At 40.3% G+C, this 17,933-nt stretch carries 15 protein-coding genes; 4 read left to right on the forward strand and 11 right to left on the reverse strand.

All coding sequences use genetic code 11. The features are described 5' to 3' along the window. Positions 1-104 precede the first annotated feature (104 nt). Complete coding sequence (sucC, locus tag AC3E9U_RS12435) at positions 105-1,298, forward strand: ADP-forming succinate--CoA ligase subunit beta (protein WP_488747238.1); 1,194 nt, start codon at positions 105-107, stop codon at positions 1,296-1,298. Positions 1,299-1,627: 329 nt separating this feature from the next. Next, positions 1,628-1,969: a hypothetical protein gene (locus AC3E9U_RS12440; RefSeq protein ID WP_488747239.1), complete on the forward strand. Its 342-nt coding sequence runs from the start codon at positions 1,628-1,630 to the stop codon at positions 1,967-1,969. Between the two features lie 58 nt (positions 1,970-2,027). On the opposite strand, the gene AC3E9U_RS12445 is transcribed toward AC3E9U_RS12440, so the two are convergent. Then, complete coding sequence (locus AC3E9U_RS12445) at positions 2,028-2,489, reverse strand: DUF1456 family protein (protein ID WP_488747240.1); 462 nt, start codon at positions 2,487-2,489, stop codon at positions 2,028-2,030. An 81-nt stretch (positions 2,490-2,570) separates the two neighbouring features. Between AC3E9U_RS12445 and AC3E9U_RS12450 the strand changes: the two genes are divergently transcribed. Beyond that, positions 2,571-2,972 (forward strand): excinuclease ABC subunit B, encoded by a 402-nt coding sequence (locus AC3E9U_RS12450; RefSeq protein WP_488747241.1) that lies wholly within the window; start codon positions 2,571-2,573, stop codon positions 2,970-2,972. Here the strand turns inward: AC3E9U_RS12450 and AC3E9U_RS12455 are convergent. From AC3E9U_RS12455 to AC3E9U_RS12500, 10 genes are all read right to left on the reverse strand, one after another. Next, on the reverse strand, positions 2,969-5,152 hold the full coding sequence (locus AC3E9U_RS12455; RefSeq protein ID WP_488747242.1) for a prolyl oligopeptidase family serine peptidase: 2,184 nt from the start codon (positions 5,150-5,152) through the stop codon (positions 2,969-2,971). The two genes, AC3E9U_RS12450 and AC3E9U_RS12455, sit on opposite strands and share 4 nt — an antisense overlap. A gap of 244 nt (positions 5,153-5,396) precedes the next feature. Further along, positions 5,397-6,320 carry a DUF6252 domain-containing protein gene (locus AC3E9U_RS12460; protein WP_488747243.1) on the reverse strand — a complete coding sequence of 308 codons (924 nt, stop codon included), beginning with the start codon at positions 6,318-6,320 and terminating at the stop codon, positions 5,397-5,399. Between the two features lie 388 nt (positions 6,321-6,708). Further along, complete coding sequence (gene uvrB / locus AC3E9U_RS12465) at positions 6,709-8,697, reverse strand: excinuclease ABC subunit UvrB (RefSeq protein WP_488747244.1); 1,989 nt, start codon at positions 8,695-8,697, stop codon at positions 6,709-6,711. A gap of 172 nt (positions 8,698-8,869) precedes the next feature. Beyond that, entirely contained in the window at positions 8,870-10,084 is a 1,215-nt protein-coding gene (locus tag AC3E9U_RS12470) for a DUF3570 domain-containing protein (protein WP_488747245.1), read from the reverse strand. A 19-nt stretch (positions 10,085-10,103) separates the two neighbouring features. Next, on the reverse strand, positions 10,104-10,310 hold the full coding sequence (locus AC3E9U_RS12475; RefSeq protein WP_488747246.1) for a DUF4266 domain-containing protein: 207 nt from the start codon (positions 10,308-10,310) through the stop codon (positions 10,104-10,106). A 19-nt stretch (positions 10,311-10,329) separates the two neighbouring features. After that, positions 10,330-11,250 carry an FAD:protein FMN transferase gene (locus AC3E9U_RS12480; protein WP_488747247.1) on the reverse strand — a complete coding sequence of 307 codons (921 nt, stop codon included), beginning with the start codon at positions 11,248-11,250 and terminating at the stop codon, positions 10,330-10,332. A gap of 2 nt (positions 11,251-11,252) precedes the next feature. Then, on the reverse strand, positions 11,253-11,684 hold the full coding sequence (locus tag AC3E9U_RS12485; RefSeq protein ID WP_488747248.1) for a thioredoxin family protein: 432 nt from the start codon (positions 11,682-11,684) through the stop codon (positions 11,253-11,255). Between the two features lie 88 nt (positions 11,685-11,772). Continuing rightward, positions 11,773-12,435, reverse strand: a complete 663-nt coding sequence (locus tag AC3E9U_RS12490; RefSeq protein ID WP_488747249.1) for a thiamine diphosphokinase — start codon at positions 12,433-12,435, stop codon at positions 11,773-11,775. Between the two features lie 312 nt (positions 12,436-12,747). After that, entirely contained in the window at positions 12,748-13,569 is an 822-nt protein-coding gene (locus AC3E9U_RS12495; RefSeq protein ID WP_488747250.1) for a DUF4249 domain-containing protein, read from the reverse strand. A gap of 5 nt (positions 13,570-13,574) precedes the next feature. Beyond that, the gene (locus AC3E9U_RS12500) at positions 13,575-15,947 is read right to left on the reverse strand and encodes a TonB-dependent receptor (RefSeq protein ID WP_488747251.1); all 2,373 of its coding nucleotides are present in this window, start codon (positions 15,945-15,947) and stop codon (positions 13,575-13,577) included. Positions 15,948-16,322: 375 nt separating this feature from the next. Here AC3E9U_RS12500 and AC3E9U_RS12505 point away from each other — a divergent pair, with 375 nt between their 5' ends. Next, a complete protein-coding gene (locus tag AC3E9U_RS12505) occupies positions 16,323-17,927 on the forward strand; it encodes a helix-turn-helix domain-containing protein (protein WP_488747252.1) in 1,605 nt (534 codons plus the stop codon). Positions 17,928-17,933 lie beyond the last annotated feature (6 nt).

The raw sequence follows: 17,933 nt of genomic DNA on the forward strand, positions 1-17,933 counted from the left end.
TTTTTATAAACGGCAATGTGTGATAAATCAAAAAAACATTAGGCACATTCAATATACTTTGTTATTTTTGTGGCACTTTTTATTTAAAGAAACACATCTTAATTATGAACTTACACGAGTATCAAGGAAAACAGATATTAGCAAGCTACGGTGTACGTATACAACGTGGTTATGTTGCAAATAACGCTGAAGAAGCGGTTTTAAAGGCAAAACAACTTACAGATGAAACCGGTACAGGTTGGCACGTAATTAAAGCTCAGATCCACGCAGGTGGACGTGGAAAAGGTGGTGGAGTTAAACTGGCTAAAAATTTAGATCAGGTTAAAGAAATTGCTGAGCAAATCATCGGAATGGATTTGATTACGCCTCAAACGCCTCCAACCGGAAAAAGAGTACACAAAGTTTTAGTAGCTGAGGATGTATACTATCCTGGAGAAAGTGAAACTAAAGAGTTTTACATGTCGGTTTTATTAAACCGTGGTAATGGTCGTAATATGATTATGTATTCTACTGAAGGTGGAATGGATATCGAAGAAGTGGCAGAACACACGCCACACTTAATCTTCACTGAAGAAATCGATCCTGCTGTAGGATTACAAGGTTTCCAGGCAAGAAGAATTGCATTCAACTTAGGATTATCGGGTGATGCATTCAAAGAAATGATTAAATTCGTTGACGCATTATACAAAGCTTACATCGGTTCTGATTCTTCTATGTTTGAAATCAACCCTGTGTTGAAAACTTCCGACAATAAAATCATGGCAGTTGATGCTAAAGTAACTTTGGATGACAATGCTTTATACCGTCATGCTGATTTAGCTGAAATGCGCGACATCACGGAAGAGCGTCCAATCGAAGTAGAAGCTAAAGAAGCTGGATTAAACTATGTAGACTTAGACGGTACAGTTGGATGTATGGTTAACGGTGCAGGTTTAGCAATGGCTACTATGGACTTGATCAAATATGCAGGTTTCGAACCGGCTAACTTCCTTGACGTAGGAGGAACAGCTGATGCAAAACGTGTGGAAATAGCTTTCCGTATCATTTTGAAAGATCCTAACGTAAAAGCAATCTTAATCAACATCTTCGGTGGTATCGTTCGTTGTGACCGTGTGGCTCAGGGTGTGGTTGATGCTTATAAAAACATGGGAGACGATATTAACGTGCCTATCATCGTTCGTTTACAAGGAACTAATGCTGAGATCGCAAAAGAATTGATCGACAATTCAGGTATGCCGATCTTATCTGCTGTTCAGTTCCAGGAAGCTGCAGATCAGGTTAAAGCTGCTTTAAGCTAATTTCAGAAAGTTTTATACTTATTATATAAAAGCCTTAGCTCATTGCTAAGGCTTTTTTTATTACTCCAATGTAAAGTTTGCGTAAGTTGGATTCTGAAGTTTAAATTAATGGTTCCAACTGAGACAGAATTTTCTCTGATTTTAACAGGATTTCAGTTGTTCATCGAAATAAAAAGCCGTTTTGCAGAACATTTGGTATTGAAAGGAAGTTCGTACTGTTTCCGGTTTTAAATATAGGTTAAGCTATTGAAAATTAGTTATTTTGGTTGGTTGGTTTGTGTAATTTTGACCTGTAATCAAATCAAAAAAAAATCAAAAAATCAAAAAAAATGAAAAATTTAATCGCATTCTTTGTTGTTGTACTATTCATGAATACAACATTTGTTTCAGCTAACAATTCTAACACAACAGAGGATTTGCCAAAAGCTGTAAAAAAAGTGGTTAAGTTGTTGGAGACAACTAAATTTGATGTGGAACTTGAAAAAGAGGTAGTGGTAAAGGTGGAGATTAAAATTAATTCCGACGATGAAATCGTTGTATTGAATGTCGGTACTGACAATGATTCCATAAAAAAATACATTACGCATAAACTGAATTACAAAAAGATAGATGCCGGCCAGCTAAAACAAGGCAGCGAATATTCTTTTTATGTGACTTTTAAACCAGAATAGGCAACTGGACAAATAAAAAAATCCCGAGCACAGACTCGGGATTTTTATTTTTATATACTTATTTATTGTCTCTTTTCTTTCCGTTGTTGAATCTGACTTTTTCAACAATCGGCTCTTTTTTCGGAGCAGGTTTTCCTTTGGATGCCGGTTTTTTAAAATCGCCCTTTGCTTTTGGTTTAGTAGTGCTGCTTTTCGGTTTTTCCCCGGAGAATTTCGGTTTTGCGTCTGTTCTTCTCGGTTCATCCGTTTTTGGCGCGTCAGTTTTATGGCTTTTTATGACATCTAAGGCATTTTTAGGACTTTCCTTAGTTCCGCGTAGATGAATAATCAAAGCATTTAGGAAATTGCGTAAAACCTGATCACCGCATTCCATATACTTCGGATGGTCTTCCGCGCGAAAGAAATTCCCAATTTCACCTTTTGAAATACGGAAATCCACCAATTCCAAAATAGTTACGATCTGGTCATCACGTAATTGTAGCGCTACTCGTAGCTTTTTGAAGATATCATTGTTTGTCATAAATCCTAAATGTAAGTTAGGCAAAGATACAGTTTTCAGAATTGGGATTTTATTTTACCTTCGTAAAAAATTAACGTTACGATGGATACTTACGAAGAAAAAATAAGCCTTCTTTCCGAAATGATTGCCTTTGCCGTAGTGGATGGCGAATTACACGACCGCGAATATGATTTTCTGCTGATTGTTGCAGAAGAATTAGGAATCGAGAAAAAGGTATTCTTAGAGCTTTTCGGAAAACGTAACGAAGTAAAAGTGATCAAAGACGAACTTCACCGCATCATGCAATTCTATCGTCTGGCATTGCTTATGCATTGTGACGGGGTACTTCATGAGGATGAGATCAAAGCGATTCACGAAATTGGAATTAATATGGGATTAAATCCTATGGGAATCAAAAATACATTAAAACAGATGGCCCAATCACCAAACCAAATGATCGAGCCGGAAGTGCTGCTTTGTTCTTTTGAATCACAACATAATTAATATTTCTCTATTTTTTTCTGAGGTTTGAATTTGGGATGCCCCGTGTGTTGGTAGGCAAACGAATAGATGTCGGCGTACCCTTCAAACGCTTTTGTTTTACTATCGCCCATACCATGCCCGGCCTCGAAATCCGTGAAGAATAATATCGGATTGTCCGAAGTGTTTGCAGCTTGTAATTTCGCGGCAAATTTCGCCGGAACCCAAGCGGTTACCCTCGGATCATTAATTCCCGCCGTAATTAAAACGGCCGGATAAGCGGTTCCGTCTTTGATGTGATGGAATGAATCCATTTCCAGTAAAGCCTTAAATTCTTCTTCATTCTGTACGGTCCCGAATTCAGGGGTATTCACCGGTCCGCCCGGAGTAAGTTCTTCGCGAACGGTATTTAAAGAGCCCACTTCAGGAATCGCCGCCGCGAATAAATCAGGGCGCTCGGTAATGGCACGTCCGACCAAAATTCCTCCTGCACTTCCTCCGGTAATGGCAATTCGCTTCGGATTGGTGTATTTCTCTTTTATCAGGTATTCGGCTGAAGCAATCATATCTTTCCAGGTGTTTGGTTTTGTTGCTTTTTGTCCGGCTTCGTGCCAGGCTCTTCCCAATTCTCCGCCGCCGCGAACATGCGGAACCACAAAGACTCCACCGTAGGAACAGTAGGTTAGGATAGCGGTGCTGAAGACAGGGTTTATCGAATAACCATAAGAGCCATACCCCATCATTAACACCGGATTGTCGCCATTAAGTTTCGTGTTTTTATTGTAAATGATAGAAACCGGTACCATAACGCCATCATGAGAAGGTACCATCACTTCTTTGCAAACGATGTTTTTCAGTTCGGGATATTCCGCGGCTTTGCTCATGGGCTGAAAGTTAAATGCGTTGGTGACTGGGTCGTATTTGTAGCGTTTCAGAGGCGAAGTCCATCCTTCCATCGAAAACCATACATCGCTGAATTTTTCGTTTTTCATTTGTATATCAATGTTGCCGGCGGCAATCGGCAGTTTTAGTTCCATAGACTGTGTTTTTCCTTTTGGAAGAAAGAATGCTTTCGCTTTAATGCCGTTTTCCGAAGCAGTATAATACAATCCGTCTTTGTTTACCGCAATATTGGTTATAGCATTGTTTTTAGACTCAGGAACGATGGTTTGGGAAGAAGCCAGATCCGGATTGGCCAGGGAAGTCCGTATGATCTTGTAATTCGGCGCGCCTTTAAATGTCTGGAAATACATATTCTTATCGTCGATCGCGAAATTCACGATTTTGTCGTCCAGATCAAAAACCTTTTTCCATGCCGGTTTGGCTGTTGGATTGGTCAATGGCGCGATGTACATTTTATAGTTACTGTTCACCGTAAAGACCAGACCAAAAAGGTTATTGGAATTTTTGTGGTAATAGATCACCGGAATCTCTTCGGGTTTGATTCCCAATTCGGGATTGGTTTTGCTGGAGAAGAATTCCATATCATCCGCGATATTCTCTCCGACTTTATGATAGTAGATTTTTGTATTTATAAGTCGGTTCTGATCAGTTACATCAGAAGAATTCAGACGGCTGTAATAAAAGGAATTTTCGTCGCTGAGCCAATTCACGGAGGCAAACCAGCAGCGGTCAATTTTCTCAGGATACATTTTTCCGGTGCTGTCCATGATCAGTACTTCGGAACTTTCGGAACCGTTCGGCGCCACTTCAATCGCGATTTTGTTTCCTTGAAAGCTTGGGTAATACGAACTGATGGTATAATTAACGCCTTTTCCCTTTTGATAGGTATTCGGGTCGAACAATAATGTCTCGGTTCCCTTATATCCGTTTCGGCAATACAGTTTTCCGTTCTCTTCGTTGGCTTTTCTTTTCAGATAAAAGAACTTGTCATTTTCTGTGATCTGAACTGAAAACACTACAAACTCCCTGCGTTTGTCGAATTCCTGTAACTTCTTAATGATGTTTTCCCTTTCAGGGACTTCATTGAGTTTGGTTCGGGCATAATTCGCATTGGACTTCATCCATTCGATAACTTTGGGATCATTCAAATCTTCCAGATAACGGTAGGGGTCTTCAAGTTTTACTCCGAAATAGTCATCGGTGACCACTTTTTTGGGTGCGGGTTGGGGTTTTAATTGTGCCAGAGAGGCGGTGACTGAGCATAAATAGAGCCCAATCAAAAGAGAGTAACTAGTTTTCATAAATCCTATGGTTTTAATGGATGTTTAAACTGAATAACTAGGTAGAATTGAGTCACATAAATTTACAAAATGCGATTTAAGTAACTGATTATTATTTTGTTATATTTTGCCTATAAAAAAAGAGATACGTTTAAAAAATAGTTTGGCAATGAATCGCGGATCTTTCTTTTTTGGAAATCGTCTATTTATCGCAAAAAAAAGGAGGTGACAGTGTCAACTCCTTTTTTAGTATTGTAAGAACCGATTAGTGATGCGTGATGTTAAAATTTCCGTTTGAAATAGTAACCGTATTAGTGCCATTGGTAGCTGTAAAAGTGAAGGTACCCGCAAGCACGTTTCCATTATGGGAAGATATGTTTACGGAACCGCTCGTAACGGTATATTCTGCTTCGTTTTCTGCGTTACCGATACCGGCACTATAACCTTGCCCGGATGTTAAACTATGGGTTCCTGTTGTGGCATCCAAAGGCAAGTTTAGGTTGTATATACCAAAATCAGTCGACAGGGAATTTGTATTATAACCTAAAAGCGATAAGCTGGACGACATCGAATTTTGTGAAATCATCAGATATTTCCCATCTAAGTGATTGTCGTCCATTAGGAAAGGCGCTCCCGCATTTCTTGTAATCCACATTGATCCGTTCGAATACAAGTCGTTACTCATGATTGACACCGAATTGATTGCGCCGTTTGTAATGCTCATGCTGTTGCCGTCAAAATCAAATAAGGTTCCTGAAAAAGTTCCGGAAATGGTTCCTGCAGTTACATTTACATCGGTAATGTGAATGTTGAAGCTACCGCCGTCTTCCATTGAAGTATACGAATTTGAACCTCCCGGTGTGCTGTAACTTAAAAGACCTTCTCCATCACTGTTGAAGGTATATGTTCCTTCCGACAAGTTGTTAATTGGGAATTGTACCGTTACTGTTGACTGATCCATTTTCATTCCTACGATCTGAAGCATTGTCATGCTCTCGCCCATTACTTCTACCTGTGATACACTGGCCACAGCGCCGCCAGTCATGGAAGCCCAGGATTGTCCCCCTACACTTGCCGAAATAGAAGATGAAGTTACTGGATTATTGTTTGGTTCATCACTGTCACTTGAACAGGAAAAAGCCATTGCGATTAGGACAAAACTTAATAGTCCGTAGATTTTTTTTATCATTTGTATGGTTTTTTAGAGTACGAAAATAAATAATTAGTTCACGTAATTCTGCAAAAGAGCAATAAAAGAAGAAAAATATCACACTTTTCCTGTTAAGTGCCTGTTTTTATCACTTGTAGTGCATTTTAATACGTTTGGGACGCCATTTAATACGTTTGGAACGCCATTTAATACCTTGGTGGACGTATTTTAATACGTTCAGAACCACTTTTAATACGTTTGGAACGCCATTTAATACGTTGGTGGACGTATTTTAATACGCTCAGAACCACTTTTAATACGTTTGGGACCCCATTTAATACGTTAGGTGACGTATTTTAATACGTTGAGAACCCCATTTAATACGTTAGGTGACGTGTTTTAATACGTTCGAAATAACGGACAGATCTTAGATTTTTTCCTGAAGTGCTTTAATTTCGTCGCGTAATTTAGCAGCCTGCATAAAGTCAAGTTCTTTGGCGGCTTTTTCCATGCTCTTGCGAAGTTCGCGGATTTTCTTTTCGATTTCCGGTTTGGATAAGTATTTGCTTTCCGGTTCAGCAGCTTTTAGAGCCTTGTCTTCGAAATATTGTGTTGAAACGGAATTACCGGCCAACGCACTTCCCAGACTTTTGTTCAGTGCTTTCGGAACCATATTATTATCCTTGTTGTACTGCATCTGTTTTTCACGACGGTACGTGGTTTCATCAATGGTTTTCTGCATGCTGGCCGTGATTTTATCCGCATACATGATCGCTTTCCCGTTTACGTTACGCGCCGCACGTCCTACCGTTTGGGTAAGGGAACGGTGACTGCGCAGGAAGCCTTCTTTATCGGCATCCAAAATAGCCACAAGGGATACTTCCGGTAAATCCAATCCTTCTCGGAGTAAGTTTACACCGATCAATACATCGAAAAGGCCTTTACGCAGATCCTGCATGATTTCCACACGTTCCAAAGTATCCACATCACTGTGAATATAGCGACAACGAATGGAAACTTTTGCCAGATATTTGGTCAGCTCTTCCGCCATACGTTTGGTTAAAGTGGTTACCAAAACGCGTTCGTCGGCTTCACATCGCAACTGGATTTCTTCAATTAAATCGTCAATCTGGTTTAAACTCGGACGGATTTCTATAATAGGATCGAGAAGGCCTGTCGGACGGATAACCTGTTCAACATAAATACCTTCCGATTTCTGAAGTTCATAATCAGCCGGTGTCGCTGAAACATAAATAACCTGATTTTGCAGCGCCTCGAATTCTTCAAACTTAAGCGGACGGTTGTCCATGGCTGCCGGTAATCGGAAACCGTATTCCACCAGGTTTTCTTTTCGGCTTCGGTCACCGCCGTACATGGCATGTACCTGTGAAATGGTTACGTGACTCTCATCAACGACCATCAGGAAATCATCAGGAAAATAATCCAGTAAACAGAATGGCCTTGTCCCCGGTAGTCGTCCGTCGAGATAACGCGAATAATTTTCAATTCCGGAACAATAACCCAATTCGCGGATCATTTCCAAATCGAAATTCGTACGTTCTTCCAAACGTTTGGCCTCTAAATGTTTGCCGATTTCCTTGAAATAATCGACCTGTTTCACCAAATCCTGCTGAATCTCCCAGATGGCATTTTGTAATACATCGGGCGAGGTAACGAACATATTCGCGGGATATATCGTCAGCTTTTCATATTTTTCAAGTACCTGTGAGGTCTTTGAATCGAAAGCTTCAATTTCTTCAATATCATCACCAAAAAAGTGGATTCGGAAAGGTTCATCGCCGTAACTCGGAAAAATATCAACCGTATCACCTTTAATTCGGAAGGTTCCGGGAGTGAATTCGGCTTCCGTTCGCGAGTACAAACTTTGCACTAAACGATGCAATAATTTGGTTCTTGAAATGACCTGATTTTTCTCTAACGAAATAACGTTTTTCTGAAATTCCACCGGATTTCCGATACCATATAAACACGAAACGGAAGCTACAACTAAAACGTCACGACGTCCTGAAAGCAGGGCAGAAGTGGTGCTTAAACGTAGTTTTTCCAGTTCGTCATTGATGGAAAGGTCTTTTTCGATATAAGTTCCCGTTACCGGAATAAAAGCTTCAGGCTGATAATAGTCGTAATAAGAAACGAAGTACTGTACCGAGTTGTTAGGAAAGAACTGTTTGAATTCCGAATACAACTGAGCGGCCAGTGTTTTGTTGTGCGCCAGAACCAAGGTAGGACGTTGCACTTCCTGAACAACGTTCGCGACCGTAAATGTCTTTCCGGATCCGGTTACCCCCAGCAGGGTCTGAAAGCGTTCGCCACCGGTAATCCCTTTGGCTAATTTTTCAATTGCCTGTGGCTGGTCACCCATGGGTTTGTAATCGGATATGACTTGAAATTTCATTTGGGTAAAAAGATGCTAAGGTTCTGAGGTGCAAAGGTAAGGATTTAGAACGCATATTCGGTGATAGTCGGTAATTCGGATTTTAATTTCTGCAAAAAAAAACACCGCAGATTTACAGATCAATCCATTAATAATCTGTGCTTCTGCGGTGAAAGTATGTACGTTTGGTTTTTTATTTAAATTTCATGGCTAAGGTTATAATATGAGAATCCAAACCGTTGTTTCTCGTATAATAGCCGTAGCGCAATTCAAGGCTGTTGAAGTACTTCAGATGGAAAATACCTTTGTCGGCATCGGTAACTTTATACCCCAAGCCAATCATATTGCTGCTGAAGGCTGACAAGTCGTAATCACTGGTATAAAATTCATCTTCCAGTCCGTGCAGATAAATGGGTTTGAAATAGTCAGCTTCTGTCTGTGTATAATATCGATAAGGGACTGAAATGGACGAAAAAGCTGATAATTTGAAAACCGGTTCCAGACTAATAGTGTGCGAAGTGATTCCCCAATCATCCCAATAATATCGGTAAAATCCTCTCACGACAATGTTATCTCCCAAAAAGTAATTCCCTCTTACACCAATAGGAAGTTTGAAGCGGGTATCCGGCAACTTCTCTGATTTGACGGTGGATGGAAGGTCGTTAAAATAAACCCTGTTGAATTTGGTCGCCAATAATCCTTCCTGATAACCAATATCCGCAAGCAATGCCATCTGGAAACTTCGGTTGACCACCTGCGATAAGGTAAACCCTAAGTTGTAGGAGGTTCGTGGTTTTTTATCACCTTCTTTAACATCAGGATCCGATGGGCTTTCCCGGAGTTCGATAGGTAGGATGACTTTCCAGGTATCGAAAAATGCCATTCCTTTGACCGAGAATTCCCGGTTATTGTCTTTTGATATTTTTGTGAAACCGGCGTTGGCGCCTATGGAAGTATAGTCGAATTCCGCTGAGAAGGACACGCCGCTGCTGAAAATATAATTTTTTTCAAGGTTTTCGAAGCTGTAATTCAGCGACGGATAAACCCTCACGTCCTGATAGGAAGCGGAAGAAACAGTGTTTGGATCAATTTTATCCGATGAAGCCGAAGTGTAGGAATCGATGCCGACTTCAAGTCCGAAGTTATGTTTGTTGTTATTCTTGTCCCTTTTGGAAACTTTTATGTCAAAAGTTGTCGCGATGTCGGTTAATTTTTCAGTTCCAACACCTCCCGTCACGGCCGAATTGTTTCCGTCCTGGGAATAATAACTGGAGATGAAATTTACTTCTTCTATTTTTAATTTTTGCTTTTTATAGGCCGAACTGTCTGTGGTCACGGTGTTTTGGGCCCTTAAATTCTGTCCGAATATAAAAGCCAATATGGATGCTGCAAAGATTCTCTTTTTCATGTTTTTTACCGAGATTTAATTAATTGCAGCCACAGCCGCCACCGGTTTTACCTCCATTGGCTCCCGAACTGCCTTCGCGGTACAATTGGAAAGTGTTTTCGAATTTCTCCGTTTTTTTAGAAGCCAGTTCCATATCTGAATCGTTAATTTTGGATTTCTGATATTCTTTCACCGGGGAACATCCGATGAACAGGCCAAGAAGTAAATAAAAAGCGATTGTTTTCATAACGTTATTTCGGGTTAGTTTAAGTCAGTCTGATGTTATTTGAAAAATATTTACGGTCATAATCGTCGATGATAATGCATCCGATATGTTTTAACTGATTTATAAAATCCAGTCCCACTTCAATTCCCATTACGGTTACCGGAGTCGCCAGAGCATCGGCTATTTCAGCATTTTCGGCGATGATGGTTACACTTTTTATTCCGCTTACCGGGAAACCTGTTTTTGGGTCAATCGTATGCGAATATTTTTTGTTGTTTATCGTTACAAACTTTTCGTAATTGCCGGATGTAGCAACCGAAGTGTTGGTGATCTTGAACGTTGAAAAAGTGGATGTTCTTAAATTCGGATCGGCGATACCAATGGTCCATGATGCGCCGTTTTCCTGATAACCCCAGGTGGTAAGGTCACCTGCTGCATTTACGATTCCGCTTTCCACTCCGCTTTGGATTAGTTTTTTCTTTGCCATTTCGGCGGCATAGCCTTTTCCGATACCTCCGAAACCGATACGCATTCCTTTGTTTTTTAGGAAGACTGTTTTTTGGCTTTCGTCTAAAATGATATTTTCATAATTTATGAGTTCCACTGATTTTTTAGCCGCCTCGGCATCCGGTAACTCTTTCATTTCCAAATCGAAGTTCCAGAATTTTTTATCGATTCCGCCGTAACTGATGTCAAAGGCGCCTTGCGTAATCCTGGAAATCATCTGGCAACGTTGTATTAGGTTAAAAACTTCCTCGGAAACTTTAACCGGACGGACTCCTGCATTTTCATTTATTTCAAAAGTGATGCTATCGTTGGAAAATGTGGTAAGCAGTTTCTCGATGCGTTTTATTTCATCGATGGCGAGATCGATTCTTTCGTTACACCAATTGGAATCAGGTCCGATTACGGAAATCTCAAATCGGTTTCCCATTAATTTTTCAACCTTTTTCTCCAGCATGGTTATCCTTTTAATTGAGAAATGAAATCCTCTAAAGACTCGGATGGGTAATGGTCCCATTTTTTTAGGATCTCGCCTTTGTGATTTACCAGAAGGATTAAAGGGAACTGTCCTTTGTTATTATATTTTTCGGCCAGTTTCTCATTTTCAAGCGTAATGGTAGCCGGAAGTTGGTTTTTTTTCAGTCTCGGAAAATCAGCATTGTAAACGATCAGGTTTTCGGCACTGAAGTGTTTAAACTGATCGGTTTCAACGAAGTGTTTTTTAAATTTTATGCAGGGTGCGCACCAATCGGAGCCCGAAAAAACCAGAAACACATTTTTGTTTTCCGTTTTGGCTTTTTCAAGTGACTGTTCGAAATTCAATCGGGTTGTTTCCTGTGCAACTGCTGCCATTGAAAATAGCAGAAGAAGATAAATAAACTTCAATTTCATGCCTTGTTTTTTATAATCGCTTAGTTATGAGTCGGTTTTTTTTTCAATCAAAGTAAAAGTAATATAAAAAAAGATGCAGACGGTTTTATTAATCTAAAGATTCAATTAAAATTAAGTCGCCGTTGTCATGATTGATGGTGACCAAGCCGTCTTCTTTAGCGTGATTGCTGCTCCCTGTTCTGAAACCGATTGTAAGCGTGTCGTTTTGAAGCGGGTAGAAGAGATTGTCTGAATGAATTCCGGTTACTTCTCCAATCGGAATTAAGGAAATAATACTGTCTTTGGTGTACCATTTCTGAAAATGTTTCGGTAGCAGGAAAATTTTGGAATGATCGTCCAGAATCACGATTTTCAGATAGTCGCGATAACGCACTATGTTGGTGATGTTGGTAATGGTATGATCCGCGCGTCTGCCGGTAGCCCAAACTACGTTCACTGCCTTGTGTCCTTTTTCAATCAGGTAATCGAAGGCTTTTTCCAGATCGGTTTTTTCCTGATCCGGCGTGTGGACGATTTCCAGCGGATATTGCTGTTCCAGATAGTGTTCCGGATTGAAACCTCTGTCGAAATCACCTAATAAGACATCTACTTTTATGTTTAACTTGAAAACGCGTTCGATAGCACTGTCGAGCACAATCACAAAAGGCGACCATTCCAAAAGTTGGCCTAATAGTTCTTCACTGCAGGCAGCGCCATTGGCAATGATTAAAGCGGGTTCCTGGTCGTCGCGAACGATATGGTGTGAAGACATGGGTTATTTATTAGTGTTCAGTATTCAGTGAGCAGTTCCGATAGCTATCGGGAACAAAAAAACAGTTTTCAGTAAAAAAAGTCTAAAGGATCCTTCTTGTTTTTTGAGTTTTGTTTCTATTTTCTTTTCTCTCAAAACAAAGTGGTAAAGGTACTAATTCTTCTTTGGATTTAGCCCGGATAGCAATGGAAAGCAAATTGTTGCAGAACCTTGATTTTCTTATGAAAAAAGAGCGCCCAACGGAAGCTCTTTTTTTATTTTAGAAAAACCGGTTTTGCGGCAATTTCTTGGAGTGTATAGCCGGGTCAGCTTCTATTGAACGGTATAATTCAATGTGTCGATTTCGCTTAAACTGAAATAGCCAAAAGGGAAATTATCCGAATTGTTCTGGTTTACGATGTTGCCTCTTAAAGTTGCCGGCGGAGTTGCGAACGGATTAGCGCCTTGTGTCCCTGAAATGCTAATCAGTTTTTCCCAGTAGTTTGCGTGACGTTCGGAGATGGCTTGCAGACTGAAATCCAATTTGTCGCCCGCTTTTAATTTTTCATCGGTATAGAAGCCGAACATCTGGTTGCCCTGGAAAAATTCGTCGTCGATCACACCGAATTCGGGAAAGGATTTGGTACTGTTTTTAGCACCGGTAAGGTAGAAATTGTCTTCGGCAGCATTGTCCTGATAAAAGAATTTTACCTGAATAATATCGCCGTCAAAACCGGGTACGCTGAGCTGTTCCACACTATCTATTTCCGGCGTCGCCAAGAGTTTGTCAGTCGCTTTATAGGTTGTGCCGTCGTGGATTACCGTTAAAACATACGTTTCGTTGATAACAGGTACGAAATCGGTGCAGACATATTCGCCTGTGCCCGGTGTTTCGGTAAAAGTGAAAACGATGTTTGAGCTGTTGGTGATAAATACGGTTGCTCCGGACACCGTCGGAACCACATCGTCATAAAAATTGGTTGTTGTGGTAAGTTTTATTTTCTGCTCGTTTCCAAGGGTTCCTTTTTGCCATTTGATAGTCGCATCGATGACCAGTTTCGGTTCCGCGGTATCTAATGGTACGCTGATGGTGTCTTCGCAGCCTGTAAGAGAAACTAAAAGCAAAAGAAGTGCTGTGTATAGTGCGTTTTTCATAGTCATTAGAATTTAAAGTTGTAAGAAACAGAAGGTACTATGCCGAAGATCGACAGTCGTATTGCTTCGTTGTTTCCGGTGTCGGCATTTTCCCTGAAGCTGATGGAAGCAGCATTTTTCCTTCCGTATAAGTTGTAAATGCTGAAGACCCATTCGCTTTTCCAGCGTTTTGTACTATCCGGTTTAGGGATCCAGGTTGCCGATATGTCCAAATGGTGATATAAAGGTAGGGAATTTGCGTTTCTGGTGCCGTAACTCGGTACCGTAACACCCTGATAAATATATTGACCGTTAGGGTAGGTGACCGGCTGGCCGCTTTGTAGGATGAAGTTGGTTCCGAAGGTCCATTTTCTGGAGTATTTGTAAGAACCGGTTACCGCGAGATTATGCATTTTGTCATAAGCGGAGCGATACCATTCACCGTTATTGATTCCGATTTCGGTTTCGGTTCGCCCCGGAGTTTTTTGTTGGGAACGGGAAATGGTGTAGGCTATCCAACCGTTAAGTTTTCCGGTGTTTTTTCGGATCATGAATTCGAGTCCGTACGAACGCATTTCGCCGTTCAGGATTACCTGTTCTATGGCTTTGTTGGCAATTAAATCCGCGCCGTCAATGTAGTCCATGCGGTTTTTTATGACTTTATAGAAACTCTCTATTTCTACGGTATAATTGTCTTCTTTGAAGTTGTTGAAATACCCTAAAGCTACCTGATCTGCGATTTGCGGTTTTATGTATTGGTCGCTTGGGGTCCAGACATCCAAAGGTGTGGGAGAAGCGGTGTTGGAAACCAGTTGAAGGTATTGCACCATTCGGTTGTAGCTCGCTTTAACCGATTGGTTTTGGTTAAGTTCATAGGAAAATGCGAGACGGGGTTCCAGATAGTCGAAACTGGCTATGACATCATTTTTTCCGTAGGCAACCTGGTCGATTGGCTTGGCTTTTTCATAGATTTTCAGTTCCTCATCATAGGCTACCGGTTGGTTGTTTTCGTAGATGTTGACGGTAGAAGCACCCAGTCGGTAGAACAAACTGTAGCGCAATCCGTAGTAGGCACTGAATTTTTCTGTGATTTTTTGTTCGGCATCCAAATAGAAAGCGGGCTCTAAAGCATATTTCTTTTCCAACTGCTCGTAATTGATGCCGGAATCTTCTCCGGTCGGTTCGATAGTACCCGGGTTGAAATCGTAGTATACCGCATTGGCACCGTAATTCAGTTTTATTGAGTTGGATAAGTAGTGTTTGAAATCGTATTTGAGGTTATAGTTTTTAATGCCCGATTTCCAGTTGAAACCTACGAAATCCAATGTTAATCCGTAATAATAATCGCTGTAGATCAGGGAAAGATTGGAGAAGACCTTATCTGAAAACAGGTGGTTCCAACGCAGGTTTAAAGTGGAATTTCCATAAGTATTGGTGAAACTTTCGCTAAGGGTAAAAACATCTCTTCCGAAGTAGCCGGATAAATACAGATTGTTGTTTTTGTTGAATCTATAGTTTAGTTTGGAGTTTAGGTCATAAAAATAAGCTTTGTTGGGATTGTCACTAAGTTTCAGGAAGAGGTGAGCATACGAAGCTCTTCCCCCAATTAGAAAAGAGCCTTTCTCCTTAACGATTGGTCCTTCGGCAAGTAAGCGGCTGGAAATTAATCCGATACCACCGTTCATGCTGAAGCGGTTACTGTTTCCGTCTTTTTGATAGATGTCCAGAACCGAGGAAGCTCGCCCTCCAAAACGGGAAGGAATTCCTCCTTTATACAATTTTAAATCCTTTATGGCATCCGGGTTAAAAACCGAAAAGAACCCAAAAACGTGGGACGAGTTGAAAATGGTCGCTTCATCTAGTAAGATAAGGTTTTGATCGGCACCGCCTCCGCGTACATTGAAACCGGATTGCCCTTCCCCGGCATTGGTGACTCCGGGTAAGAATAAGAGGGATTTGATTACGTCGACTTCACCTAAAACCACCGGCATTTGCTTAATAGTGCTGATTGATAGTTTGTTGACACTCATTTCCGGTTTTCGGATATTGGCTTTGTTTTTTTGAGTGATGACTACTTCATCCAATACTTTTCCGGTTTCCTTCAGGCTGAAATTCTTTTTGATATTTTCATTCAGGTCTATCGGCACGGTAACCGATTCGTAACCCATGTAGGTTATTACGATTTCGTAACTGCCTTTCGGTAAGGTTAGGGAGTAAAATCCGTACTCGTTGGTAACCGTAAAACTTTTGGTATCTTTTACGGAGATACCGACACCGATAAGGGTTTCGTTTGTGCCGACATCCGAGACGGTTCCGCTGATCGTGAATTTTTCCTGAGCGATGGAAAGACTACTGGAAAGTAATAGTAAACAGCTAATGAAGTATTTCTGAAATGACATGAATTAATTCTTTTTTAGTAGGAATAAGACGCTGAAATAACGTTTTTGTTACTAAATAAATTGTGGTTGTAAAATGAAAAAAAAGTTATTGTTTGTTTAAGAAAAATACAAAAAATAAAGTTTTTGTGATGTTGGGGATTAAGGGGTTAATTGTTAAAAAGTTACTGTATTTTTATTTTTGAAAGAAATTGCGTATCTATATGATAAAAATATGAGATTGGCAAAAGAAAGACTTTAAAAATGCGGTAATTTTGATATTATATTCTTACTTTTAACAAGATGTTGATATTGTAGGGATAAATGCTAAATTTGCAGGGATTTAAGGTTGATTTTTAAATAATTGCTCTGAATTTATATAAGAACCAAATAAGGCTAATGAGGGATTTCCGCGTTTCGATAAATTTTTTATTTCTTGTTGTTTTCTGTACGGTGTTTTTCACGCTGAAGGGCATAGCGCAAAACACTATTGATGAGCCGCTGCTTTTTAAAGAATCGGAGGCATTGGTTTACAGTAAACCGGACGAGGCGCTTAAGATTGCGTTGCATCTTTTGTCGAAAAGTACAACGGATAATGAAAAAGCCCAGATCAATTTAATGATCGCCGAAATTTACAAGGTAAAAGGAGATTACAGCAATGCGCTTTCCTACCTGTTTCAGATCTCTGAAGGAAGTACCGGATCTGAAGATTTCCTGCTTGTGAAAACCGCACTTACCAAATCCGAAATTTTACGCACATTGTACCTGGACAGTCAGGCTCAGAAGTTTTTCAGGGACGCGCAGGACAGATTGGTTTCCGTGGAAGATGAAAACGAAAAGCAATACTGTAATTCACTAATGCTTCTTGAGGAGATTGAAATGCAACTGGATCGACAAAACTTCAGGAAAGCTTCTGAACTGATTGAAAAGAATTCCAATAAAATTGATGAAATCTCAAAACACCAGCCTTATTTTGATCTGTGGTTTGCCATTTCCAAAGGCAGGACTTTTTCGGGGCTGAATGAATTCGCAAAGGGATCTCAGCAGTTTGACCGGGCTTTAAATCTCATATCCAAACAGGAAAATAAAAACAGCTACGCCGAAGTTTATGCTTTGGTAGGATTGGCAAATGTGAATTTTCACAATAAAGCCCACGCTCAGGCTGTACCACAACTTCTCAAAGCGCTGAAAACGGCGAATGAAATCAATAATATTTACCTTTCAAAAGACATAAGCCGACAACTTGTAGACAATTATATCGCTTTAAATGACAAGGCCAATTATAAGTTTTACAATGCCGACTTTCTGAATATCATTGCAGAGATGGAGAATCAGGAACAGGGGTCGGTTAATATGGCTTATAATTTAATCACGAAGGATTACGAGAGTAAGTATGAGGACAAGCGTCAGAACTATCTTCGCAAACTGTATTTTGTTTTAGCTTTCTTCTTGCTCGCAGCATTAGCTTCGGCTGCGTTTTGGTTCCGTTTCCATTGGGATCAGAAACGATTGAAGGAGATTATCAATTACCTTGAAATTACCCGTAGCAATTTTGTATTGCGTCAGCCGGAAAAGAGAGAAGCAGGTGAAAGAGGCGTAGAGAAGGCCGTCAAAAAGAGTACAATTCCGGAAGAAACCGAACAGCTTTTATTAACCAAATTGAAAAAGTTCGAGAATTCCACGCGTTTTATCAGTAAAGATATGTCGCTTGCGGTTTTGGCGGGTCAGTTTGATACCAACATAAAATACCTGTCGGAAGTTATCAATAAGCATTATGAGGTGAATTTTAACACCTACATCAATAAGTTACGTATCAATTATATCGTTGAGAAGTTAAAAACGGATCCTAATTTCATGAATTACAAGATCAGTTATCTTGCGGAAGCTTCCGGATTCTCTTCGCACAGCAGTTTTGCAACGGTTTTTAAATCGATTACCGGTTTAGCGCCCGTGACCTTTATTGAGCTTTTGAAAAACGAAAAGGAAATCGGTAACCCATCTTAAAATTAA

This window comes from Flavobacterium sp. 21.1 (genome assembly GCF_057801535.1).